The organism is Xanthobacter variabilis (genome assembly GCF_043831965.2).
GTDB lineage: Bacteria > Pseudomonadota > Alphaproteobacteria > Rhizobiales > Xanthobacteraceae > Xanthobacter.
This window is the reverse complement of the sequence record NZ_CM195533.1, coordinates 2,128,190-2,151,455: the sequence shown is the minus strand read 5'-3', so window position 1 is coordinate 2,151,455 and position 23,266 is coordinate 2,128,190. Positions and strand designations below refer to the sequence as shown.

19 protein-coding genes and 1 riboswitch are annotated in these 23,266 nt (G+C 68.3%); of the genes, 9 read left to right on the top strand and 10 right to left on the bottom strand.

Going from position 1 to position 23,266, the window contains the following annotated elements:
* Positions 1-58: 58 nt before the first annotated feature.
* The 4 genes from V5F26_RS09330 to V5F26_RS09315 form a co-directional block, all read right to left on the bottom strand.
* Positions 59-793 carry a GntR family transcriptional regulator gene (locus V5F26_RS09330; RefSeq protein ID WP_394054619.1) on the bottom strand — a complete coding sequence of 245 codons (735 nt, stop codon included), beginning with the start codon at positions 791-793 and terminating at the stop codon, positions 59-61.
* A 93-nt stretch (positions 794-886) separates the two neighbouring features.
* Positions 887-1,744, bottom strand: a complete 858-nt coding sequence (pssA, locus tag V5F26_RS09325) for a CDP-diacylglycerol--serine O-phosphatidyltransferase (RefSeq protein ID WP_394947423.1) — start codon at positions 1,742-1,744, stop codon at positions 887-889.
* A complete protein-coding gene (locus V5F26_RS09320) occupies positions 1,744-2,460 on the bottom strand; it encodes a phosphatidylserine decarboxylase (protein WP_394054622.1) in 717 nt (238 codons plus the stop codon). The genes pssA and V5F26_RS09320 overlap by 1 nt, the downstream gene beginning before the upstream one ends.
* A 237-nt stretch (positions 2,461-2,697) precedes the next feature.
* Positions 2,698-3,807 carry an anhydro-N-acetylmuramic acid kinase gene (locus V5F26_RS09315; RefSeq protein WP_394947424.1) on the bottom strand — a complete coding sequence of 370 codons (1,110 nt, stop codon included), beginning with the start codon at positions 3,805-3,807 and terminating at the stop codon, positions 2,698-2,700.
* Between the two features lie 144 nt (positions 3,808-3,951).
* On the opposite strand from V5F26_RS09315, the gene tyrS reads away from it, so the two are divergent.
* The 5 genes from tyrS (at position 3,952) to V5F26_RS09290 (ending at position 10,482) form a co-directional block, all read left to right on the top strand.
* Entirely contained in the window at positions 3,952-5,196 is a 1,245-nt protein-coding gene (gene tyrS / locus V5F26_RS09310; RefSeq protein WP_394054626.1) for a tyrosine--tRNA ligase, read from the top strand.
* A gap of 120 nt (positions 5,197-5,316) precedes the next feature.
* Positions 5,317-5,520, top strand: a riboswitch (cobalamin riboswitch).
* Positions 5,521-5,759: 239 nt separating this feature from the next.
* On the top strand, positions 5,760-7,724 hold the full coding sequence (locus V5F26_RS09305; RefSeq protein ID WP_394947425.1) for a TonB-dependent receptor plug domain-containing protein: 1,965 nt from the start codon (positions 5,760-5,762) through the stop codon (positions 7,722-7,724).
* A 13-nt stretch (positions 7,725-7,737) separates the two neighbouring features.
* Positions 7,738-8,685, top strand: a complete 948-nt coding sequence (locus V5F26_RS09300) for an ABC transporter substrate-binding protein (protein WP_394947426.1) — start codon at positions 7,738-7,740, stop codon at positions 8,683-8,685.
* Complete coding sequence (locus tag V5F26_RS09295; RefSeq protein WP_394947427.1) at positions 8,682-9,704, top strand: FecCD family ABC transporter permease; 1,023 nt, start codon at positions 8,682-8,684, stop codon at positions 9,702-9,704. The genes V5F26_RS09300 and V5F26_RS09295 overlap by 4 nt, the downstream gene beginning before the upstream one ends.
* A gap of 10 nt (positions 9,705-9,714) precedes the next feature.
* Entirely contained in the window at positions 9,715-10,482 is a 768-nt protein-coding gene (locus V5F26_RS09290; RefSeq protein WP_394947428.1) for an ABC transporter ATP-binding protein, read from the top strand.
* Between the two features lie 1,252 nt (positions 10,483-11,734).
* On the opposite strand, the gene V5F26_RS09285 is transcribed toward V5F26_RS09290, so the two are convergent.
* Positions 11,735-12,568, bottom strand: a complete 834-nt coding sequence (locus tag V5F26_RS09285; protein WP_234052542.1) for a universal stress protein — start codon at positions 12,566-12,568, stop codon at positions 11,735-11,737.
* 374 nt (positions 12,569-12,942) lie between these two features.
* Between V5F26_RS09285 and V5F26_RS09280 the strand changes: the two genes are divergently transcribed.
* Both V5F26_RS09280 and V5F26_RS09275 read left to right on the top strand, forming a co-directional pair.
* A complete protein-coding gene (locus V5F26_RS09280) occupies positions 12,943-13,953 on the top strand; it encodes a glycosyltransferase family 2 protein (RefSeq protein WP_394054637.1) in 1,011 nt (336 codons plus the stop codon).
* Positions 13,950-14,759 carry a ChbG/HpnK family deacetylase gene (locus V5F26_RS09275; protein ID WP_394947429.1) on the top strand — a complete coding sequence of 270 codons (810 nt, stop codon included), beginning with the start codon at positions 13,950-13,952 and terminating at the stop codon, positions 14,757-14,759. Before V5F26_RS09280 ends, V5F26_RS09275 begins: the two co-directional genes overlap by 4 nt.
* Positions 14,760-15,019: 260 nt before the next feature.
* On the opposite strand, the gene clcA is transcribed toward V5F26_RS09275, so the two are convergent.
* The 4 genes from clcA to V5F26_RS09255 all read right to left on the bottom strand — a co-directional run bounded on the left by clcA (position 15,020) and on the right by V5F26_RS09255 (position 20,318).
* Positions 15,020-16,417 carry a H(+)/Cl(-) exchange transporter ClcA gene (gene clcA, locus V5F26_RS09270; protein WP_234052545.1) on the bottom strand — a complete coding sequence of 466 codons (1,398 nt, stop codon included), beginning with the start codon at positions 16,415-16,417 and terminating at the stop codon, positions 15,020-15,022.
* Between the two features lie 115 nt (positions 16,418-16,532).
* Complete coding sequence (locus V5F26_RS09265; protein WP_394947430.1) at positions 16,533-16,901, bottom strand: DUF1850 domain-containing protein; 369 nt, start codon at positions 16,899-16,901, stop codon at positions 16,533-16,535.
* Positions 16,902-16,906: 5 nt separating this feature from the next.
* Positions 16,907-19,036 (bottom strand): TRAP transporter permease, encoded by a 2,130-nt coding sequence (locus V5F26_RS09260; RefSeq protein ID WP_394947431.1) that lies wholly within the window; start codon positions 19,034-19,036, stop codon positions 16,907-16,909.
* A 340-nt stretch (positions 19,037-19,376) separates the two neighbouring features.
* Positions 19,377-20,318, bottom strand: a complete 942-nt coding sequence (locus tag V5F26_RS09255) for a TAXI family TRAP transporter solute-binding subunit (protein ID WP_234052548.1) — start codon at positions 20,316-20,318, stop codon at positions 19,377-19,379.
* Between the two features lie 170 nt (positions 20,319-20,488).
* Between V5F26_RS09255 and V5F26_RS09250 the strand changes: the two genes are divergently transcribed.
* Complete coding sequence (locus V5F26_RS09250; RefSeq protein WP_394947432.1) at positions 20,489-21,760, top strand: glycerate kinase type-2 family protein; 1,272 nt, start codon at positions 20,489-20,491, stop codon at positions 21,758-21,760.
* A gap of 235 nt (positions 21,761-21,995) precedes the next feature.
* Complete coding sequence (locus tag V5F26_RS09245; protein ID WP_234052550.1) at positions 21,996-22,622, top strand: GNAT family N-acetyltransferase; 627 nt, start codon at positions 21,996-21,998, stop codon at positions 22,620-22,622.
* Positions 22,623-22,731: 109 nt separating this feature from the next.
* On the opposite strand, the gene V5F26_RS09240 is transcribed toward V5F26_RS09245, so the two are convergent.
* A complete protein-coding gene (locus V5F26_RS09240; RefSeq protein WP_234052551.1) occupies positions 22,732-23,061 on the bottom strand; it encodes a DMT family transporter in 330 nt (109 codons plus the stop codon).
* Positions 23,062-23,266 lie beyond the last annotated feature (205 nt).

The window sequence follows — 23,266 nt, the reverse complement described above, 5'->3', positions numbered from 1 at the left end:
CATCACGCGCGATCAGCGCACCACGGCACGCGCCCCGCGAGCTCCCCGGCGGGATCGATCAGGCGAAGGCGCTGGTGGCCGAGGGCGTTTCGCGAACCGCGGGTTCAGACGCGCTGGCCGCCAAAGCGGGCGTGGCGAGCACGTGGGCGCGCATGGCCTCGCCGGCCTCGTCCCGGTCGCCGCGGAGAATGGCGGTGAGCACCCGGTCATGCTCGGCATAGGACTGGGCCAGATGCTCAAGCCCCCGGTATTTCTCCCGCAGGAACGGACGGAGCTTCACGCGCGTGGCGACGGCGAGTTCGGAAAGATAATCATTATGGCAGCCGGCATTGACGGCGGCATGGAAGCGCTCGTCGAGACTGTCGCACAGCGTCTCCGCGCCGGCATGGATGGCGGCGGCGAAATCGGCGTGCAGGCGGTCGAGCTGGGTACGCTCGGCGGATGTCATGCGGGCGGCGGCCTGGGCCGCGCACAGGCATTCCAGCTCGCCCATCACCTCGAACATCCCGCTCAGGCGTTCCATGGACGGGCGCGCCACCAGTGCGCTGCGATGGGGCCGCGCCTCCACCAGCCCGGAGGCGGCCAGATCGCGGATGGCCTCGCGTACCGGCGTGCGGGAAACACCATAGCGCTTGGCGATTTCCACTTCCTCCAGCGGCGTGCCCGGCGCCAGACGCCCGCTGGTGATCTCATCGGCGATGCGCAGCCGGAGTTCTTCCGTCCGGGTCACGGCGCGCACGGCACTGGACCGGCGAGGGGCGCGGGCCCCGCCGGGCGCGATGTCCTGTTGCATGGCGACGTCGTTCCACATGGTACGACAACGCTAATGCAACGCCCCCCTCAGCGGAATCCGGGATAGTCCGTATGCCACCCACCGCACCCTGCGTCAGGCGGGGCCGGGCGCGGGCCCGGCATCTGCATCCTCCGGCGCCTTCGCGGCCCGTTCCGCCCGGTGGGCGGCCTGCAGCCGGCGGTAACGCAGTGTCGAGATGGGCAACAGCGCCAGATAGATGATGGAGCACACCGCGAGCACGACCCACGGATAGCTGGCGAGCAGCGCGAAATAGAGCGCCACCAGCACGAACAGCGGCAGCACCATGTCACGCCGGATGCGCCGGCCGATGGTCTTGCCCGACCATGCCGGCACCGTGGAAATCATGAGGAAGCCGATGGCCAGGCAGTAGATGAGCGCGATGGGCGCGCTGACGCCGCCATGGGGCACGCCAATCAGCTCCAGATAGACCGGCAGCAGCACCGTGATGGCCCCCGCCGGCGCCGGAATGCCGGTGAAGAAGTCCGCCGCGAAGGCGGGCCGGTCGGGATCATCCAGCATCACGTTGAATCGGGCGAGGCGCAGCGCCGCGCAGATGGCGTAGATGAGCGCCGCGATCCAGCCGAAGGATCCGGCTTCGTTGAGACCCCAGAAATAGAGAATCAGGGCCGGCGCGCAGCCGAAGTTCACAAAGTCGGCCAGGCTGTCGAGCTCGGCGCCGAAGCGGGATGTGCCCTTGAGCGCGCGGGCCAGGCGCCCGTCGATCCCGTCGAGCAGGGCCGCGAACACGATGGCCGCCAGCGCCAGCTCGATGCGCGATTCGATGGCGAGCCGCACCGCAGTGAGGCCGGAGCACAAGGCCAGCAGCGTCACCAGATTGGGAATCAGCACCCGCAGCGGGATCTTGCCGATGCGCCCGAAGCGCGGCCGCAGGCGGCCCTGCGGATCAAAAGGAGGAAAGGGCGCGCCCATCAGCTCACCCGATAGGCGGTCTCGCGCGGCAGCGGGGCCGTGAGATCGCAGATGATGGTTTCGCCGGCAGTCGCGAGCTGGCCTTCGGCCACCTGCACCTTGGTGCCACGCGGCAGGTAGATATCCACCCGCGAGCCGAACCGGATGAGGCCAAAGCGCTCGCCGGCGCCGATCTCCTCCCCCTCGCGCACGAAGCACACGATGCGCCGCGCCACGAGGCCGGCGATCTGCACCACACCCACGTCGATGGTGTCCCCAAGCCCGGTGGCGGCGGAGATGACGAGCCCGTTGCGCTCGTTGTCCTCGCTCGCCTTGTCGAGGTCGGCATTCAGGAAGATGCCGGGCTTGTAGGCCACGCGCGCGATGCGGCCGGTGATCGGCGCGCGGTTCACGTGCACGTTGAACACGTTCATGAAAATGGAGACGCGCAGCAGCGGCTCGTCCGAAAGATCCAGCTCACGCGGCGGCTTGGCGAGGCCGATGAAGGAGACCTGCCCGTCGGCGGGGGCCACGATGAGGCCCTCGCGCACCGGCGTCACCCGCGGCGGATCGCGGAAGAACAGCGCCGTCCAGATGGCGAGGCCGACGCCGATCATGCCGATGAAGGTGTTCACCGACAACAGCAGCAGTGCGATGACCGCCGCGATGGCGATGAAGGGGTAGCCTTCGCGGTGGATGGGCACCAGCGACTTGCGAATGGTGGCGACGAGGGACAATGGGGCCTCCGAAGGACACCGCGCCGCATGCGGGCACGGAGCGCACAGGTAGAGAGAGCGAGCCTCCGCGTCAAATGCCGGAAGCCCCGCGCGGCGCGCGGCTGGCATGACGCACAGGCGCAGACCGCGCATCAGTGCCGCCAACTTGCCACGACCACGGTCGCAGGCAAGGCAGATCGCGAACGATCCCCGCGCGGCCGCCCCGCGCGCCATCGGTGAAGCTCGCCCCTCGATGGATCAGGGCTCGAACAGCACCCCACCGGTCAGGGGCTCAGAAACCCCGGTGGTGGTGGGAAACGTCAGCGGCAGGCCCCGCGCCGCCCGCGCGGCCAGAAAGCCGAAGGCGTGCGCCTCCAGCGCATCGGCCGACCAGCCCACCGCCTCCGCCGCCACCACCTCCGCCCCCAGCCGCTGGGCCAGCATGGCCATGAGGGTGGGATTGCGCGCCCCTCCCCCGGCCACGATCCAGCGCCGGGGCGGGGTCGGCAGATGCGCCAGCACGGCGGCGACGCTGGCCGCCGTCAGCGCCGTGAGGGTCGCCGCGCCATCCTCCAGGCTCAGGCCGGACAGGCCCAGCCGCCCGGCGACATGGGCACGGAAGGCGTTGCGATCCAGCGACTTGGGCGGCGGCTCGCGGAAAAAGGGGTGATCGAGCGCGGCCGCCACCGCCGCTTCATCCACGCGCCCGCGCGCCGCTGCCGCGCCGTCGGCGTCGAAGGGGCGGCCGGTGCGCTCCTGCATGAAATCGTCCAGCAGGGCATTGCCCGGCCCGGTGTCGCAGGCAACCGGCGACGCGACGCCATCGATGACGGTGACATTCGCCACCCCGCCGACATTCAGCACCGCCAGCGGCCGCGGCCCGCCCAGGGGCGCCGCCAGCGCGGCATGGAAGACGGGCACCAGCGGCGCCCCCTGCCCGCCCGCCGCCACATCGGCGGCGCGAAAATCGGCCATCACCGGCACGCCGAGCAGGGCCGCCAGCCGCGCACCTTCGCCGATCTGCACGGTGAGGCGGGCCTCAGGCCGGTGCAGCACGGTCTGGCCATGGAAGCCCACGAGGTCGATGTCGGATAAAATAAGCCGCAGCGGCACCAGCAGCGCGCGCACCGCTTCTGCGTGAAGATCGGTGATGCGCCGCTCCGCCTCGGCAAGGGCGCCGGGACGATCGGTGCGGGCGTTCACGCCGCGCGCATCGGCCATGGCCCGTTCCAGCAGCGCGCGCGTTGGGGCATCGTAGGGGACCGTGACGGCCGGGCCGAGCCAGAAGACATGCTCGCCATCAGTGTCGATGAGGGCGGCGTCGATGCCGTCCATGGACGTGCCGCTCATCAGGCCCACCACGCGCATGTGCTGCTTCTCCCCTCATCCGCGACAACCCTGGCGGGCGGCAGGCGCCCCATTGGCGCCCTCCCCCCATGCAATCTCGCGCCGGACCTGATACACCACCGTTCCTTTCCGCGCCCGTAACGCACCTCCAACCGATTGATCGCGATGACCACCTTCCGTTCCGATTTCCTGCGCACGCTGCATGAACGCGGCTATATCCATCAGTGCTCGGACCTCGAGCGCCTCGATGCCAAGGCCGCGGAAGGCCCCATCACCGCCTATATCGGCTTCGACGCGACCGCATCGAGCCTGCATGCGGGGCACCTGCTGTCCATCATGATGCTGCGCACGCTCCAGCGCACGGGGCACAACCCCATCGCGCTGATGGGCGGCGGCACGACCAAGATCGGCGACCCGTCCGGCAAGGACACCCAGCGCAAGATGCTCACCGATGAGCAGATCAACGCCAATATCGCTTCGATCCGCAAGGTGTTCGCCCGCTTCCTGGATTTCGACGCGGGCGCCGTCATGGCCAACAATGCGGATTGGCTGGACGAGCTGAAGTACATCCCCCTGCTGCGCGAGGTGGGGCCGCACTTCACCATCAACCGCATGCTCACCTTCGATTCGGTGAAGCTGCGGCTGGAACGCGAGCAGCCGCTCACCTTCCTCGAATTCAACTACATGATCCTGCAGGCCTATGACTTCGTGGAGCTGAGCAAGCGCCACGGCTGCATTCTGCAGATGGGCGGCTCCGACCAGTGGGGCAACATCGTCAACGGCATGGAGCTGGGCCGCCGGCTCAATGGGGCGGACCTGTTCGCGCTCACCACGCCGCTGCTCACCACCTCTTCCGGCGCCAAGATGGGCAAGACCGCCGGCGGCGCCGTGTGGCTCGATGCGGAGCTGCTTCCGGCTTACGAATACTGGCAGTACTGGCGCAATGCGGGCGACGCCGACGTGGAACGCTTCCTGAAGCTGTTCACCGAGCTGCCGCTGGACGAGATCGCCCGCCTGGCCGCCCTGAAGGACCAGGAAATCAACCTCGCCAAGGAGGTGCTCGCCACCGAGGCCACCGCTCTGCTGCACGGCCGCGAGGCCGCCGAGCAGGCCAAGGCGACGGCGCGCTCCACCTTCGAGCAGGGCGCGCTCGACGTGAACCTGCCCACGGTGGACGTGCCCCTGGCGCAGCTGGAAGCGGGGCTTGGCGTCGCCAATGCGTTCGTGACGGCGGGCCTCGTCGCCTCCACCAGCGAGGCGCGGCGGCAGATCAAGGGCGGCGGCCTCAAGGTGAACGACGCCGCCGTGACCGACGAAAAGGCCGCGCTCACCCCGGCGGCCCTCACCGCGGAAGGCGTCATCAAGCTCTCGCTCGGCAAGAAGAAGCACGTGCTGCTGAAGCCCGTGTGATTTCTGGGCGAGCGCTCCGCGCCGCCATGCTGTGATGCAGCAATGCCACAGTCCCTGCCCTTCAGGGACTGTGGCCGAGCTGCAGCAGGGAGGAGGCATTGACGTGGCGACAGCCCGTCCTCTACCTTTCCGAGTGACGGTATTCCTCCCAGAGGAATGAAAAGGGAATGCGGTGCGGGCGCCAGGCGCTCCAGGCCGCAGCTGCCCCCGCAACTGTGAGCGGCGAGTCCTTCGCCACATCGCCACTGGGCACTCGGGGCCTGGGAAGGCGGCGAAGGGCGACGACCCGCAAGCCAGGAGACCTGCCGTCGATCCGTGGTCACACGCGGGCTCATCGGGCGGGGTGTTCCGATGGCGGGATATTCGCGGCGCGCCGTCTTGCGGTCCGCTTCGAAGACCCTCGTTCGCGGTGACGTGCCACTGGCGTCCCGCCCGAGGTTTGAATGCCCGCCGTCCGTTGCCTTGCGCCCACACCTACCCCAGCCCTTGCCGCCCCCCTTGCCTCTCGCGCCCGCCGACGGCGCGCCGCGCGGCTTTCCTTCTCCGTCAGCCTGTTGGCCGTCATGGCCGCAACGCCAGCCCTCGCCCAGTCCGCGGCCACGGCGAGCGATGGCAGCGGCACGCAGATCACCTCGGCGCAGACCACGGATGGCACCCAATACGAGCTGCCGGACGTGGTGGTGAGTGCCACCACCATTGCGACCCCGGCGCGCGAGGTGGCAAGCTCGGTCACCGTCATCACCGGCCAGCAGTTGGAGGAGACCCAGCGCCGCGACGTGCCTGACGCCCTGCAATCGGTGCCGGGCCTCAATGTGGTGCAGACCGGCGGCCCCGGCGGCGGCACCTCCGTCTTCATGCGCGGCACCAATTCCAACCAGACCAAGATCCTGCTGGACGGCATCGACCTCGGCGACCCGTCGAGCGGCAATGGCGCCTTTGACCTTGGCACCCTGTACACGAACGACTTCGCCCGCATGGAAGTTCTGCGCGGGCCGCAGAGTGGCCTTTACGGCTCGGACGCCATCGGCGGCGTCATTTCCATGACCACCGAGCGCGGCTCCGGCCCGGCCAAGGCCAACGGCTATCTGGAGGCCGGCTCACTCGGCACCTTCAACCAGGCCGCGGCCCTTTCGGGCGGCTATAACAATATCGGCTACGCTTTCAATGTCGGCCACTTCGCCTCGACCTCGATCCCGGTGACGCCGTCGGACATCCTGCTGCCGGGCGAGCAGGCGAACGACAATGCCAGTGACAACTGGACCTATTCCGGCCGCATCGACGCCGATGTGAGCGACGCCTTCTCCGTCAATGTGATGGCGCGCTATATTCAGACCCGCCTCGCTTATACGTCGGACCTGTATAATTATTCCACCGGCACGGGCTATCCCGCCCCATTGCAGGATATCGGCTACGGCTCGTTCTTCATCGGCAAGGCGGAAGGCCAATGGAAAGCCTTGGACGACAAGCTGGTGAGCACCTTCGGCATCGCCGCCACCGACTACGCGCGCGATAATTCCAGCCCATACCCCAACAATGTCAGCGACTATACGGGCGACCGCCAGACCTACTACTGGCGCTCCAATTATACATTCCTGCCCGGCCAGAGCCTTCTGTTCGGCGTGGAGCGCTATAATGAGAGCATGACCAGCGAAAGCGCTTGGTCCAGCATGGATGCCAGCACCGGCGACACGGCCGGATACCTCCAGCTTCAATCCTCCTTCTTTGAGCGCCTCTTCCTGGCCGCCAATGTGCGTTACGACAGCAACGACGATTTCGGCGACCACACCACCTGGCGCCTCGCGCCGGCCTTGCTGTTCCCGGAAACCGGCACCAAGCTGAAGGTGACCTACGGCACCGGCTTCAAGGCCCCGACCCTGTACCAGCTCTATTCCACCTCGGGCGGCAACCCCAATCTGGAGCCGGAGGAAAGCACGGGCTGGGACGCCGGCTTCGAGCAGGCCCTGTGGGCGGACCGCGTCAGCTTCGGCGCCACTTATTTCGAGAACGACATCACGAACCTGATCAATTCCGTGCAGGTTTCGCCCTACGTCTGGACCAATGCCAACATTGCCAGCGTCACATCGGACGGCTGGGAAACCTTCGTGGCCGTGAAGGTCACCGATAACTTCTCGGTGCGCGCGGACTACACTTACACCAATACGGTCGGCCATCCGGAAGACGGGGTTTCGCCCGGCTCCTGCGCCCCCACGGGCCTCGACACCTGCGCGCCCCTGCGCCGGCCGAAGGACAAGGTGTCGGTGGCGGTCAACTGGCAGCCGGTGGACCCGCTGACCCTCACGGCCACCTTGATCTACCTCTCCGACTGGTGGGACATCGATCGCACGACCTTCGCCTACGTGAAGCAGCCGGGCTACACCATCTTCAACGTGGCGGCGAACTACACGGTCAACGAGAACGTGAAGGTGTTCGGGCGCATCGACAATCTGTTCGATGAGACGTACGAGAATCCAAATGGTTGGCTCGCCCCGGGCATGGCCGCCTATGCCGGCCTGAAGCTGACCTATTGAGGATGCTCCGCCCTTGACCGAAGCCCGCCCCCTCCCCCCGTTCTTCGCGCGCGCCGCGGGCCGGAGGTGGGCGCGCGGCCTGATCGTCACCGCGCTCGCGCTGGCCATTGCAGGGCCCGCCGCAGGCGGGGAGACAGCCTCTCCCGCCGCGCGCGAGGCGCCACCGCGCCGCATCGTCTCCTTGAACCTGTGCGCCGACGAACTGGTGCTGCGCCTTGCCCCCAAGGGCGCCGTGCTTTCCGTCACCAGCCTTGCCACCGACCCGGTGAGCTCCACGGTCACCGATCTGGCGGCCGGCATCCCCGCCAATCGGGGCCTGGCGGAAGAGGTGGTGCCGCTGGGGCCAGACCTGGTCATTGCCGGCGCCTTCACCACCCGCAGCTCAGTCTCGCTCCTGCAGCGCTTCGGCATTCCGGTGATGGAGCTTTCGACCCCCTCCAGCCTGGAGGAGGCCTATGCCCAGATCCGCGCCGTGGCCGCCCGTCTCGGTGTGCCCGAGAAAGGCGAGGCCATGGTGCGCGAGATCGAACAGGCGATTGCATCCGCGCCGCCGCCACCCGGCCCGGCGCCACGCGCCGTGGTGCTGCGCCCCAACGGCTTCACGGTGGGCCGCGCCAGCCTCGCCGACGATCTCATGCGCCGCGCCGGCCTCGACAATGTGGCCGCCCGCCTCTCGCCCGACAAGCTGGGCCAGCTCTCGCTGGAAGAGATCATCACCGCCCGCCCGGACGTGCTGGTGGTGGATGACGAGCCCAATGCCGCTCCCTCCCTCGCCCGTGAAATGATGCAGCATCCCGCCGTGAAGGACGCCATGGCCGACCGGCGCACCGCCCAGGTGCCGACGCGGCTGTGGGCCTGTGTGGGACCGCAATTGGGCGAAGCCTTCGCGCGCCTGTCCCAAGCCGCCCACGGCGCCGCCGGCGCCCTGGCCGCGGCCCCCGCCACCACGCGGACACGATGATGAACGACGGCGCCGCCACCGGCGCGGCCCTGCCGCAGCCGCTGCTCATGAGCCTTTTGGGCGGGCTGACGCTGGGCCTGTTCGCCCTGTCGCTGGCCATCGGCTACGCCCCTATCCACTGGAACCTCGCGATCAACGACCTCCTGGCCGGCCGCGAGGGGCTCGATGCCCTGGTGCTGGTGCAGCTGCGGCTACCGCGCGCGCTGCTGGGGCTCATGGTCGGCGCCAGCCTGGGGCTCACGGGAGCGGCGCTGCAGGGGCTCATGCGCAATCCCCTGGCGGACCCGGGCGTGGTGGGCGTGTCGGGGGCGGCGGCGCTGGGCGCGGTGAGCGCCTTTTATTTCGGCGCGGCGGCGCTGTTTTCCCTCGCCCTGCCCCTGGGCGGGCTGGTGGGCGCGGGCCTTGCCACCGCCGTTCTGCTCGCCCTCGCCCGGCGCGGGGCGTCCACCACGGCTCTTATTCTCGCCGGCGTCGCGCTCAACAGCCTGGCGGGCGCCCTGACCGCGCTGGCGCTGAACCTTTCCCCCAGCCCCTATGCCACGCTGGAAATCGTTTTCTGGCTGATGGGATCCCTCGCGGATCGCAGCCTGCAGCACGTGATGCTGGCCTTGCCCTTCATCCTGGTGGGCGCTGCGTTGGTGCTGTCCACCGCGCGCGGGCTGGATGCCTTGACCCTGGGGGAGGAAACCGCAGAGAGCCTGGGCTTCTCGCTGCCGCGCCTGCGCCTGCTGGCCATTGCCGGAACGGCGGCCATGGTGGGAGCCTCGGTGGCCGTGTCCGGAACCATCGGCTTCGTGGGGCTGGTGGTGCCGCACCTGCTGCGCCCGCTGGTGGGCCATCGGCCCGGCCGCCTGCTGCTGGTGAGCGCCCTTGCCGGCGCCGCGCTGACGCTGGGGGCCGATGTGCTGGTGCGCCTCATTCCCAGCCGACCGGAACTCAAGCTGGGCGTGGTGACGGCCCTCATCGGCGCGCCCTTCTTCCTGCTGCTGCTGCGCCGGCTGGGCACGGAAACCGATTGAGGATGCCGGCATGATCATCACCGCCAGTGGCATTTCGGTTCGCCGTGGCTCGCGCCTGGTGCTGGAGGGCGTGGACCTCGTCGCGCCCCCGGGCGAGCTGCTGGGTCTGCTCGGCCCCAATGGCGCCGGCAAGACGACCCTTCTGCGCGCCATGGCCCACCTTCAGGAAACCGCCAGCGGCGCGGTGCTCTATGACGGCGCCCCGGCGGAAAGGCTCGGCCGGCGGGCGCTGGGCCGGGAGCTGGCCTATCTCGCCCAGAGCGGGCGCATCCACTGGCCCATGCCGGTGGAACACGTGGTCGCCCTTGGCCGGCTGCCCCACGGCACGCCCCCGGAAGTGGACGCCGCCGCCGTCGCCCGCGCCATGGCCGCCGCCGACATCGCGGACTTCGCCGGCCGCGCCTCCGGCAGCCTTTCGGGCGGCGAGAAGATGCGCGTGCTCCTGGCACGGGCGCTGGCGGTGGAAGGCCGCGCCCTGCTCGCGGACGAGCCGGTGGCCGCGCTCGACCCCTATCACCAGCTCCACGTGATGGACGTGCTGCGCCGCCAGGCGCGCGCGGGGCAAACGGTGGTGGTGGTGCTGCACGATCTGACGCTGGCGGCGCGCTTCTGCGACCGCGTCGCGCTGCTGCGCGCCGGCCGCGTGCTCGCCTGCGGCACGCCGGCAGAGGTCATGACGCCGGAACGCCTTGAGGCCGCCTATGGGGTGCGGGTGGAAATCGGCGAGCGCCACGGCGAGCGCTTCATCCTGCCCTGGTCGCGCCTGCCCGTCCCTTGATGAGCGGGGCCTGAGAGCGAGGGGAATATCGTGGGGGCCGCCGGCCATGTCCCCGGCAGGGCACTGAACCGCAGATCCGCACCGCCCTGGCTCACGTGAGCATCAAGCTCGGCTTTCGGAAGACGTCTCCGCCTTCTTACGAAGACCGCCAGCAAACCAGCAGCGCACGCGAGCCGCCAGAGCGCGGAAATGCCTCAACCCAGGATGAGTCGCCTTTTCGCCCCGGACCGCACTTTCCCCACCGCGCCGCGCGCATAAACGACAGCATAATGCCTGCGACAGGCCGTCGACTCCGGTGCCAGGTCCACCAACAGGTCCGGCCTTTCGGCAAACCTCTCCAACTTCGAGAACGACCAGAAGAAGCTCCTGCCCGTTGCGGGCGAGCCACCAGAACGCGGACGCGTCGCCCCTCGCCGGGGGGCCTTTTCGCCCCGCCGGTGCTTTCCCAACTCGCCGCGCGGGCGACTGGCGGCGGGGAGGCCTGGGACACGCTCAGCCCGCGCGACAGACGGACGTTTGTCGCGCCCCCTTCCGCAGCAGGTCCGGCTTTTGGGAAGTGGCACCAACCCCGGACACGACCATATGGATATCATTGGCTGTAAGCGAGCCGACAGAAGAGCGGGGCCGGCCTTCGCCCGGCGTGGCGCGCACTTTTCAACCCCGGTCTATGCTGTCCCCGCCCTCCGCTCGGGCGACCATGGCAGGCAGAGCGGCTCCACCTGCGCGCGTGGATCGTTTGCGGCACGTCCTGTCGATCGCGCGATGGGCGCAGAGCGCTGGCCCGGCCGCGAACCATGCTGGAGAGCAACGACGTTTTCCGCAGACAACGGTTTGCCTTGCGTCGGCTGAAAGGAAGATCCAGGCCCCTACGGGGCAGCCACAGCCTCCCGCGCGCGGCGCCGGGGCGTGCGCGAAAGCTGTCTTGCAGGGCGGACCGTTCTTGCAGGGCGGACCGTTTAGGGCCACCGCCAGAACACCCGCCCTCGGTCACGAAAGTGCTTCCGAGGCGCATGCCGACGGGACGCTCCCCCTCTCGAAGGGCATCCGTTGCGAGCGGAATAGAGACGGCGCCCGCGACGGCTTCCGCCAGCAGCCAACGCGCGGCTCAACCGCGGGAGCCGCCGGGCAGACGGTGGCGCGAAAGAACAGGCCCCATGCACACTCCGGCAGGCCGCACCGCCGGACGGCATTGACTCATGGCTTCGCCTGCGGCGCCGGCCCAAAGCGGACCGACGACGCGGGCGCGCACGCCTCAGTGGGCCATCAGGACCGGAACGGTCATGCTCTCGAGGATCTCACGGGTAACGCCGCCCAGCACCATCTCCTTCAGGCGCGAATGGCCATAGCCACCCATCACCACGAGATCGGAGCCGCGGTCGGACACCTCGTTGAGGATGGCCGCGGAGATCGAATCACCACTCTTCACCGGCAGGCGGCGAATCTGGGCGTCGAGGTTGTGGCGGGCCAGATGGCGGGCCACCTCGGCGCCTTCCTCATCCTCGCCGTTGGCGCCGTCCGTGACCACGCGGAAGATCTCCACCACCTTGGTCCGGTGCAGAAGAGGCAGCGCCTCCGCCAGGGCGCGGGCTGACGCCCGGCTGCCATCCCACGCCACCACGGCGTGCTCAGCCGAGAACGGCTTGGTCTGGATGTAGGGCACCACCAGCACGGCGCGGCCCGATTCGAGCAGCACGGTCTCGGCCAGCAGCTCTTCCGGCCCCGGCTTATCGGGGTCGGGCTGAGCCACCACCGTCACGTCGAACAGGCGCGCCATGCGGGCAAAGCTGTTGGCGGCCACGCCCAGCGAGGCGGCCATGGTGCGCACCTGATGCGGGATGCCGGCAGCCCTGGCGATCTCCTCGAGCCGCGTGGACGCCTTTTCCGCCGAAGCCTGATTTTCCAGCACCTGGGCGTCGATGAAGTCGGTCGGAAGGGCACCCATGTAGAAGGGTGGCACATCGATCTCGTACGCCACCGACAGGCCCGTCAGGTGCGCGCCGAATTCGACCGCGAGGCTTGCCGCGTACTCTGCGGCCGCGTCCCGTTCGACGCCTTGCGCCAGATTGACCAATATGTCGCGAATCATGACCGAAGGCCCTCGTTCAGCCGTTTAAGCGTCGCGACATTACCCTAAACTCGCCCAAAGTCTCGGGTCTTGATGTAGCTCAAGCGCGGAGCCCCCATCGCGGCGCCGCCGCTCCCCTTTGAAAGGGCAGGCACAGCCGCCGAGGCCGACATGACTGACACTCATGATGCACGAGCCGAATGCGGCGGCGCGGCCGTCTCTGGGGGAAAGACGACCGCGCCATGCACGGTCTGGTTGGGGGGCGCGACCGCGCTGATAAGGAAACGCCCGGTGGGAAGACAGGTTCCACCGTCATGCAAAAAAATTCGTACTCTTCCCCGCTCGCCGGATTTAGACCACTCCATCCCGTCGCCTCCGCCGACACTGGCCAGCCCATGACCCCAGATCTCAGCATCGTCGTCCCGGTGTATAACGAGGCTGCCGGCCTCGCCCATTTCCACGAGCGGCTGTGCCGCGCCGCGCGGGCCGAGGCGCAGGCGCGCGGCCTGCGCATGGAAATCGTCTATGTGGACGATGGCAGTCGCGATGGCAGCGCGAGCCTCGCGGCCGCCCTGCCCGCGCTCGGTCTCGACGTGCAGGTGGTGGCGCTGTCGCGCAATTTCGGCAAGGAAGCCGCCCTCATGGCCGGCCTCGACCATGCCCGCGGCGACGCCCTGCTGTTCATGGACGCGGACGGCCAGCATCCGCCGGAGATGATCCCCACCTTCGTCCGCCTGTGGAAGGACGAAGGCTATGACGTGGCCTATGCGGTCAAGTCGAACCGGCTCGACGAGCCGGTGGCCCGCCGCACCTTCGTGCGTGGCTTTTATTGGCTGCTGAACTTCGGCTCCTCCAGCTCCATTCCGGAAGATGCCGCCGACTTTCGCATCCTCTCTCCGCGCGCCGCCGGAGCCCTGCGCCGGATGCCGGAGCGCAACCGCTTCTTCAAGGGCCTGTCGAGCTGGGTGGGCTTCCGCCAGGTGGCCGTGCCCTACCAGCCGGAGGCGCGCGCCCACGGCTCCTCCTCCTTCAACTTCCTGCGCCTGCTCGGCCTGTCCATGGAGGCGCTGACCTCGTTCTCGCCGGCGCCGCTGCGTCTTGCGGCCCTGTGCGGGGCGATCCTGGCCGGGCTCGCTTTGCTGTATGGCACCTGGATCGTGCTGGAGCGCCTGTTCTGGGGCATTCCGCTGCCCGGCTATCCCTCGCTGGTGGTGGGCATCATGGTGATCGGCGGCGCGCAGCTGCTGGTGATGGGGCTGATGGGCGAATACGTCGCCCGCATCCTGTCCGAGATCAAGGCGCGGCCGGTCTACTTCGTGGCCGAGCACACCCTCACGCCCGCCGAGGCCCAGGCCGCGCCGCCGGCGACGGAAGCACCGCTGCGGGTGGCGGGGGTGCAGTCGTGAAGCACGTCACCATCTGCGCGGACGATTATGCCATTGCGCCCGGCGTGTCGGCGGCCATCCGCCGGCTGATCGAGGAGCGCCGCATCAACGCCACCTCGGTGATGACCGTTTTCTCGGGCCTCGCGGAGGAAGCGCGCCGGCTGGCCGAGACCGTGGGCGGCAAGCGTGTGAGCGTGGGGCTTCACATCACCCTCACCGGCGGCACCGCCCCGCTGACGCCCTGGACCGATGGCGGCAACCTGCCCGCCTTGCGCGAGCTGGTGGCGCGCGCCTTCACCGGCCGCCTCGACCGGGCCGCCGTGGCGGCGGAGGTGGAAGCCCAGTTCCTCGCCTTCGAGCGCGCGTTCGGCCGGCCGCCGGACCATGTGGACGGCCACCAGCATGTGCATGTGCTGCCGGTCATTCGCGCGGCGGTGCTCAAGGCCACCCATCGCCACGCCCCCAATGCCTGGCTGCGCAATGTGGAGCCGGCTTCCGCCGCGCTCATCGGGCTTGATATCAAGGGGCGGCTCATCGGCGCCTTCGGCCACGGCTTTGCCCGCGCGGCGGCGCGCATTGGCCTGTCCACCAACAGCGCGTTCGCGGGCGCCTACGACTTCGGCGCCGACCACGATTTCGCGCCGCTCCTGGCCCATTTCCTGAAAGGCCTGCCGGACGGTGGGCTGGTCATGGTGCATCCCGGCCATGTGGACGACCCGCTGACCGCGCGCGACCCCCTCACCCACCAGCGGGAGGTGGAGTTCGAGGTGCTCAACGGCCCCCGCATGCCGGAAATCCTCGCCGAGACGGACGCCCGTCTGTTCTGAGCCCCCCCAAGTTCTGAGCCACCAAGGGATGCGCTTTCGAGCGAGGCCGCCCCCGGCGTACGTCGAGAACACGCGAACACCTCATGAGTTCGCGAATGTCCCTGCTGCCGTGAGATGGGGACAGCTTTGCCGGCTCACCCGCCAGAAGCGCAGGCCGAGTCGGTCCTAAACCGATGGCTGACGCGATCCGCGAGCGCTCACGGATCGCCTCCAAATGCCCCACCCTCGAAAGGGTCGGATTACCGCCCCTGCCTCCGGAATCAGGCGCGCGGCGCGCCGGCGCCCGCTTCGGGGGAACGCCGCTCGCGTTCGTCCCAGCCGCCGATCGGCTCGTCTTCCGGCGCTTTGGGCGGGGTCTTGCCGGCCAGGAGCAGGGTGCGCTCCAGCAGCACCTCGTAGATGGGCTTGCCGCCGAGGGCTTCGGCCACCACGTTGGCGCACACACAGGTGATGATGACCGGGATCATCAGATTGTAGCCACCCGTCAGCTCCGCCACGAGCACCATGCCCACCAGCGGGGCGCGCACGGTGGAGGAGAACAGGCCGCCCATGGCCGCCACACCGAACGCCATGATGGCCCCGGGAGGCAGCGGCAGCGCCAGCTCCAGCAGCATGGCGAACAGGATGCCCGCCGAAGTGGCGAGGGCCAGGATCGGCGCGAAGATGCCGCCGGGCACGCCGGTGGAATAGCTCGCCATGGTCATGACGAACCGCACCACCACGATCACCGCCATGGTGAGAAGCGGCAGATGATGGGTGGCGAGCGAAACCGCCAGCGCCTCGCCGCCGGTGGTGGCCTCGGGGCGCAGCACCAGGAGCGGGCCAATGGCCGCGCCCACCACTAGGGGCACCAGATAAGGCGACGCCTTCAGGCCGATCTTGCGCGACAGCTCCAGCGCCGCCACCACGGCCCAGTTGAAGATCACGCCCAGCGCGCCCAGCAGCACGCCCAGGCCCGCGAAGGCCGGCATCAGCCAGAATGGCATCTCCGTGGTTTCCAGCGCCATCATGGGCGCGGTGCCACCGATGATCTCGGTGACGATGGCGCTCACCACCGACGCGATGATCACCGCGCTATAGGTGCGCAGGCCATATGGAAACTGCCGCCGCGTCTCCTCGATCACGAACAGGATGGCCGCGAGCGGCGCGTTGAAGGCGGCGGCCAGGCCCGCCGCGCCACCGGCCGCGAGCAGGCCGCGACCATCGCGCACGCCCAGAACGAACCCGTCTCCCACCGCCTTGGCCACCGAGGCGCCCATGTGGATGGTCGGCCCCTCGCGCCCCAGCACCAGGCCCGAGCCCAGCGACAGGATGCCAGCCACGAACTTCACCGGCAGGATGCGCTTCCAGCGCACCTCCCGCTGCCCGTCGAGCGCGCCTTCGATTTCCTGCACGCCGGAACCGGCCGCCTCGGGCGCGAAGGTGCGCACCAGAAGCACCGACACCAGGACCATGGCGGCGGACACCGCGGCGAGCACCGCCAGCACCTCCGGCCCCTCGAAATAAGGCAGCACCAGCGCCGGCCATTCCATGGCATAGGCGTAGAGCAGGTGGAACGCGGCGCCGACCGCGCCCGCGACAGTCCCCACCAGGACGGCCAGGAGGTAATAGGCGGCGTCGCTCATGGCGCGCGGCGTTTCGACAACGGGTTCACCCATGGCGGCAACGGCTCATCTGTGATGCTGACGCGTCGCCGAAAAGGGGGACGCCCTCTTCCCTTAGAGCATTTTGGCCGGGCGTTGAATTGCGAATCTGGACCGGGAGGTTCCCGCCTCATTCGCAGGTGGTGAGGCGCACGGGGTCCGCCTCGGGCGGCACCAAGTCCCCCATGGGGCGGCAGGTGTCGCCCATGCACACCCGCCAATCGGCGGTGGCGCCGGAGCGCCGCAGCAGCACATCCTTCTGCGGCGGCAGGCGCGGGTGGGCGACATAAAAGCCGCCCTCCAGCACCGAATCCTCGGGCGGCTCCATGCCCGCGCCCGATCCCTGCACCCGCACCTCGGTGAGCACGAGCCCCTCGGGGGTCGCCCGCCAGGTCTCGCGCCACTCGCTCTTCTGCACCGAATGGGTCCAGGCCAGGGTGAAGATGGCGGCAAGCCGCACCATCTGCCCCCCGGCCGCCAGGCAGGCGACGAGGCCCATCGCGCTCAGGCCGTGGCCGCCCGGGCGCGGGTGCGCCAGACGTGCCAGGCCAGGAAGGCGATGGAGGCGGCGAAGCCGACCTCATCGGACAACGGCAGGGCGGCGATGAGCAGTGCCGCCGCCGCGAACGCCCACACCCGCTCCATCACATTGAGCGGCGACAGCAGGTAGCCGGTGGCGGTGCCCGCCCACAGGATGATGGCGAGAAGCGCCTTCACCACCACATAGATCACCGCCGGCCAGAAGCCGATGACACCGGACATGGGGTCGCCGTCCTGCAGCATCAGGGCCGGGGAATAGACCGCCATGAAGGGCACCACATAGCCCGCGAGGGCGATGCGGGTGGCGGTGACGCCGATCAGCGGCCCCGAGGCGCCGGCGATGGGCGCTGCGGCGAAGGCGGCCAGCGCCACCGGCGGGGTGAGATCCGCCATGATGCCGAAATAGAAGACGAACATGTGGGAGACGATCAGCGGCACCCCGAGCGCCAGCAGCGCCGGGCCGGCGATGGAGGCGGTGATGATGTAGTTCGGGATGGTGGGCAGCCCCATGCCGAGCACGAGGCAGGCGATCATGGTCAGGATCAGCGAGAGGAACAGCGAGCTCTTGCCCACTTCCACCACGAAGGTGGCAAAGGTGGTGGCCACGCCGGTGAGGGTGAACACGCCGATCATGGTGCCCACCAGGGCGCAGGCGATACCCACCGGCAGCGCGTTGCGCGCGCCGTCGGCCATGCTCTCGATGGAAATGCGCAGCGTCTCGCGCCCGCCCTTCACGAACAGCAGCAGCAGCACCAGCGCGGCCACCGCTGTCGCCACGCCATTGATGCCGTATTCGAGGAAGCTCGCGGCCGCGATGCCGAGCACGATCCAGAACAGCACGCGCAGGCCATAGGGCCCGATCACCCGCGCCACCGGCGTGCCCAGCACGATGAGGGCCGTCAAGGCCAGGCCCACCGTGCCGGCGAACAGCGGCGTGTAGCCGGAGAACAGCAGCCACACCAGCACGCCCAGCGGCAGCAGCAGATACCACCGGTTCTTGAGCGCCAACCAGGCATTGGGGCACTGGGCCTTGGGCAGGCCGGAGAGGCCGTGCTTGCCCGCTTCCAGGTGCACCATGGCGAACACGGTGAAGAAATAGAGGAAGGCCGGGATCACCGCCGCCGTGGCGATGGTGGCATAGGGCACATCGATGGTCTCAGCCATGATGAAGGCCACGGCGCCCATCACCGGCGGCATGATCTGCCCGCCCATGGAGGCCGTCGCCTCCACCGCGCCGGCGAAGGCGGGCTTGTAGCCGAAATTCTTCATCAGCGGGATGGTGAACTGGCCGGTGGTGACCACATTGGCCACGCCCGAGCCATTGATGGTGCCCATGAGCGCCGAGGAGATCACCGAAACCTTCGCCGGCCCGCCCTTCGAGTGGCCCACCGTGCCCATGGCCAGATCATTGAAGAGCTGGATCATCCCCGCGCGCTCGAGAAAGGCGCCGAACAGGATGAACAGGAAGATGTAGGAGGAGGACACATAAGTGGGCGTGCCGTAAATGCCCTCGGTGCCGAGGAACATCTGGTCCACCACCTGCACGAAGTCATAGGGCCGGTGGTCCAGCGGCGGCGGCAGATATTGCCCGAACAGGCCGTAAAGGATGAAGCCGGCGCAGATGACGGGCAGCGCGAAGCCCATGAGCCGCCGCGAGCCCTCGAACACCAGGATCACCGCGATGGTGCCCACCACGATGTCCATGGTGGACGGATCGCCGGCCCGGGCGATGAGGTCGGAATAGAACACCCAGTGGTAGAGGCCGACGATGAAGGAGGCGATGCCCAGCCCCCACAAGGCATAACGCTTGGCACCCTCCCGATGATTGCCGGCGATCGCGAACACCACCAGCAGCAGGAAGCCCACATGGACCGAACGCACGATCTGGCTCGGCAGCGGGCTCCAGGCGGCGGTGATGATCTGGAAGGTGGAGAAGAGCACGGCGATCCAGAACACCGCCCGGCCCCAGGAGCCACGCCCCCAGGTCAGGTCGAGCAGCGAATCATCCACAACCACGGCAGCGCCGTGGTTCGGATCCTTGATGTCGTGGCTCACCGGCGGGTTGGTGGTGGGCGTGTGGAGCGATTGCGTCATGGCGGCTCGAACTCAGAACAGGCGTGATGGAAACGAAAACGTGGCGGCGACCGGAATAGCTTTGCCCGGCGAGCGTCCCCATGGCGAAGACGCCCCACCGGCAGCACGGCTTGACGAGCGCAGGCTTCTCACCCCCGGGGAGCCCGCGAGCGCTCCGCCATGCGGAACGCCTGGAAGCCTCAAGTGGTTCAACCGAATGCGTTGGCCTGCGGTCGGACTCACCCGGTGGCATGGCCTGCCCGGGTAAGGACAACGCCGCGGCTCCGGCAGCGCCTGCATCGGCAGGCTGGGCCGCGGCGACGCCCTCATGATGGGCAGGCGCCGCGGACCGGAGCGGACATCAGGGCGTGATGCCCTTTTCCTTGAAATACTTCTCGGCGCCGGGATGGAACGGCACCGGCGAGCCCTTCATGGCATTCTCGAGCTTGATGCCCTTGGCGGCGGAATGGGCCGCGGCCAGTTCCGGCAGATTGTCGTAGATGGCCTTGGTGATCTCGTAGACCTCTTCGTCCTTGAGGCCGGCACGGGTCACGAGGAAATTGGGCACCGCCGCAGTCACGACGTCCGCCGACTGGCCTTCATAGGTCCCGGCCGGAATGGTGGTGGAGAGATACGGCGCGCCGATCTTGGCCACAACGTCGGCGGGCACCTCCACCACGACGATCGGAACCGAATTCGCCAGATCCTTGATGGAGGCGACGCCCAGGCCGGCCGACTGCAAGGTGGCGTCGAGCTGGCGATTCTTCATCAGCTCCACCGATTCGGCGAAGGGCAGGTACTCAACCTTGCCCATGTCGTCATATTTCAGGCCGGCGGCGCCCAGGATGGCGCGGGCGTTCAGCTCGGTTCCCGAGCGCGGCGCGCCCACGGAGATGCGCTTGCCCTTCAGGTCGGCGATGGTCTTGATGCCGGAATCCTTGGCCGCGACGATCTGAATGTAATTGGGATAGATGCCGCCCAGGGCGCGCACCTTGGTGAGGGGGGTCTTGAAGCCCGCCTCTTCCTTGCCGGCCGCGCCGTCGGCGAGGCTGTCGGCCAGGGTGAAGCCCACCTCGCCCTTGCCCTGCTGCAGCAGGTTCAGATTCTCCACCGAAGCCTTGGTGGCCTGAACCGAAGGCCGCGCGCCCGGCACCTTTTCGCCGATGAGCTTGGAAACGGCGACCCCGAGCGGATAGTAAACACCCGAAGTGCCACCGGTGAGCACATTGACGAATTCGGCCTTGGCCGCCACCGGCGTCAAAACCAGCGCGGACACGACGGCCGCCGTGAGGGCACGGAGCATGGGCATTCTCCCTATAGCGTTAGTGGTTGTTAATTGAGAGTGAAGCTAGCGGCTCTTTCCGTAAAGGCCAGCATCTTTTACCCATCTCGAACGAAAGTCTAATCCACGGTGCCCGGGTGGGTTATTTGGTCCGGACATTTCGCGCGTTGATTGCAGACAAGGAGCGGAACATGCCTGCGGAAAAAGAGATTCTGCTGTCGCTGTTCCACGCGGCCCTGGAGGCGGCGTTGCCCGAGGGCAAATTCAAGGGCCGGCTGCCGCCGGCGCCGCAGGGGCGCACCCTGGTGCTCGGCGCTGGCAAGGCGGCGGCGCGCATGGCCCGCGCGTTCGAAGAGGAATGGGGCCGGCCTTGCGAGGGGCTCGTCATCACCCGCTACGGCCACAGCTGTCCCACGCGCTTCGTCGAGGTGGTGGAAGCGGCCCATCCGGTGCCCGACGCGGCCGGGTGCGAGGCTACCCGCCGCATGATGGAGCTGGCGCGCGGCGCGGGCGGGAACGACCTCGTCGTGGTGCTGATCTCCGGCGGTGCCTCGGCCCTGCTGACGGCCCCCGCCCCAGGGCTCACACTGGCCGACAAGCAGGCGCTCAATGCCGCGCTTCTGGCCTCCGGCGCGCCCATCGGGGTGATGAACCGGGTGCGCAAGGCGGTCTCGGCGGTGAAGGGCGGCCGGCTGGCGGCGGCCATCGCTCCCGCCCGATCCGTCACCTATCTGATTTCCGATGTGCCCGGCGATGACCCCACAATCATCGGCTCCGGCCCCACTGTTGCCGAGCCCTCCGACCCGGAAGGGGTGCTGGAGCTGCTGGCGCGCTATGGCATCCCAACGTCGCCCGCCCTCGCCGCGGCCATCCGCGCCAACCGGCTGGAGCCGCTGCCACCGGCCTGCGAGCTGCACCTCATCGCCACGCCGCTGATGGCCCTTCAGGCGGCGGCGGAGCAGGCCCGCGCGCTCGGCATCACGCCGCTCATCCTGGGGGATGCCATCGAGGGCGAGGCGCGCGAAGTGGGCATCGCCCTGGCGGGGATTGCACGGTCAGCCGCCACCCATGGCCTGCCGGCGCGGCCGCCCTGCGTTCTGCTCTCCGGCGGCGAGACGACGGTGACGCTGGGCGGGCGCGGGCGCGGCCGGGGCGGACGCAATGCGGAATTCCTGCTGGCCCTGACGGCCGCGCTGGACGGCGCGCCCGGCATCTCCGCCCTCGCCTGCGATACGGACGGCATTGACGGGACACAGGACAATGCCGGTGCCTGGAGCGATTCGCACACCCTCGCCCTCGCGCGGGAGATCGGCCTCGATATCCCGGCCGCCTTGGTCGACCACGATGCCTATGACGTTTTCGAAAATCTCGGTCGGCTGGTGATGACTGGTCCCACATTGACCAATGTCAATGATTTCAGGGCCATATTGGTGCAGGAAGGTAAATTGAATTCCCTTCCGTGAGATGATCGCGGCTGAATGGTGGCGCATGCCTGCCGTCAGGTCGTGACGGTTCTGCAAATGGCGCATAGCAGCCGCAGATCCTGCAATTGCAATGGCTTGCTACCCATCGACATCGCAGGGAAGAACTTTCTTACCTAAAGGTTAACGTCAGCACCCTTGACCTTTGCTGCGCTGCACATAATTTTCGGCGCTGGAGGAACCGGAGGGCTTCAAGACGCCAAGTCTGGAGACCAATATGACCGATCAGGTCACACCGGGCATCATCCGCAAGCTTTGGGCCGGGGAAGCGGAGATCTTCAAGGATCACCTTCTCAGGCTCGATGTGGAGAGCCGGCGTTTCAGATTCGGCTCAGCGGTGTCTGCCGAGTTCATTGAGCGATATGCGGCGCGGGCGTTCCGTACCGGCGCAATCGTTCACGGTTATTTCGTTGACGGCACGCTGAGGGCCGCGGCGGAGCTTTACCCCATGGGCGACGTTCTGCCCGGGGAAGCCGAAGCCGCGTTCAGCGTGGAACGGGAATTCCAGAACCACGGCCTCGGCACCCTGTTGCTGGAGCGTGTGATTCTCGCGGCGCGCAATCGCGGCATCCGCACCCTGTGCCTGAACTGCCTGGCACAGAACCGCCGGATGCAGCAGATCGCCCGCAAGTTCGATGCCGATCTCAGCTTCGACACCGATGAGGTGGTGGCGGAGCTGAAGGCCCCCTTCCCCACCGCCATGTCCCTGGCGCGGGAAGCGGCGGCGGACGCTCAGGGCATGGCGGGTGCCGTGCTGCAGGCCCAGCGCCTCGCCACCGGGCGGCTGTTCGGCATGTTCATGCCGGCCAACGACGTGCGCGAGCTGGAAGCCACCGGCTCCTGAAGCCGGAAAGCCAGCCAGGACAACAAGTCCGTTGAGAGAAAGAAGGCGGTGCCGCAGGGCGCCGCCTTTTTTCGTGCGCCGGCGCCCGGTGCGACCAGGCCGGCGCCCCTCAATGGGCCATGGTCTTGGAGAACAGGTTCACCACCGCCACCCCGGCAATGATGAGGCCGAGGCCGAGGATCGCCGGCAGGTCCAGCGCCTGCCCGTAATAGATCCAGGCGAAGCCCGCCACGAGCACGATGCCCACCGCCGACCAGATGGCGTAGACGACGCCCACCGGCAGTTCCCGCACGGTGATCGACAGGCAATAGAAGGCGACCACATAGCCGAGGCCCACCACCAGCGAGGGCACCAGCCGGGTGAAGCCCTCCGTGGACTTGAGGGCGGAGGTGGCGATCACTTCGGCGACGATGGCGATGGCGAGATAAAGATAGCTCATGGGCGGCAGGGCTCGCGGCGAGATCGGCGGGAGGAGGTCCCCCGCATTCCAGGAAACAGGACCGGATGGCCGCCACGCAAGCGGCAAGCCGCCCGCAGACGAGTGGGAAGCCCGCTACGCCGCCCTTATCCTCTTTCACTGAAGCTTCAGCCTATTTTTCTTTATAGGAAAAAGACATCCTCACTCTGAAAAATATTCACCTCCC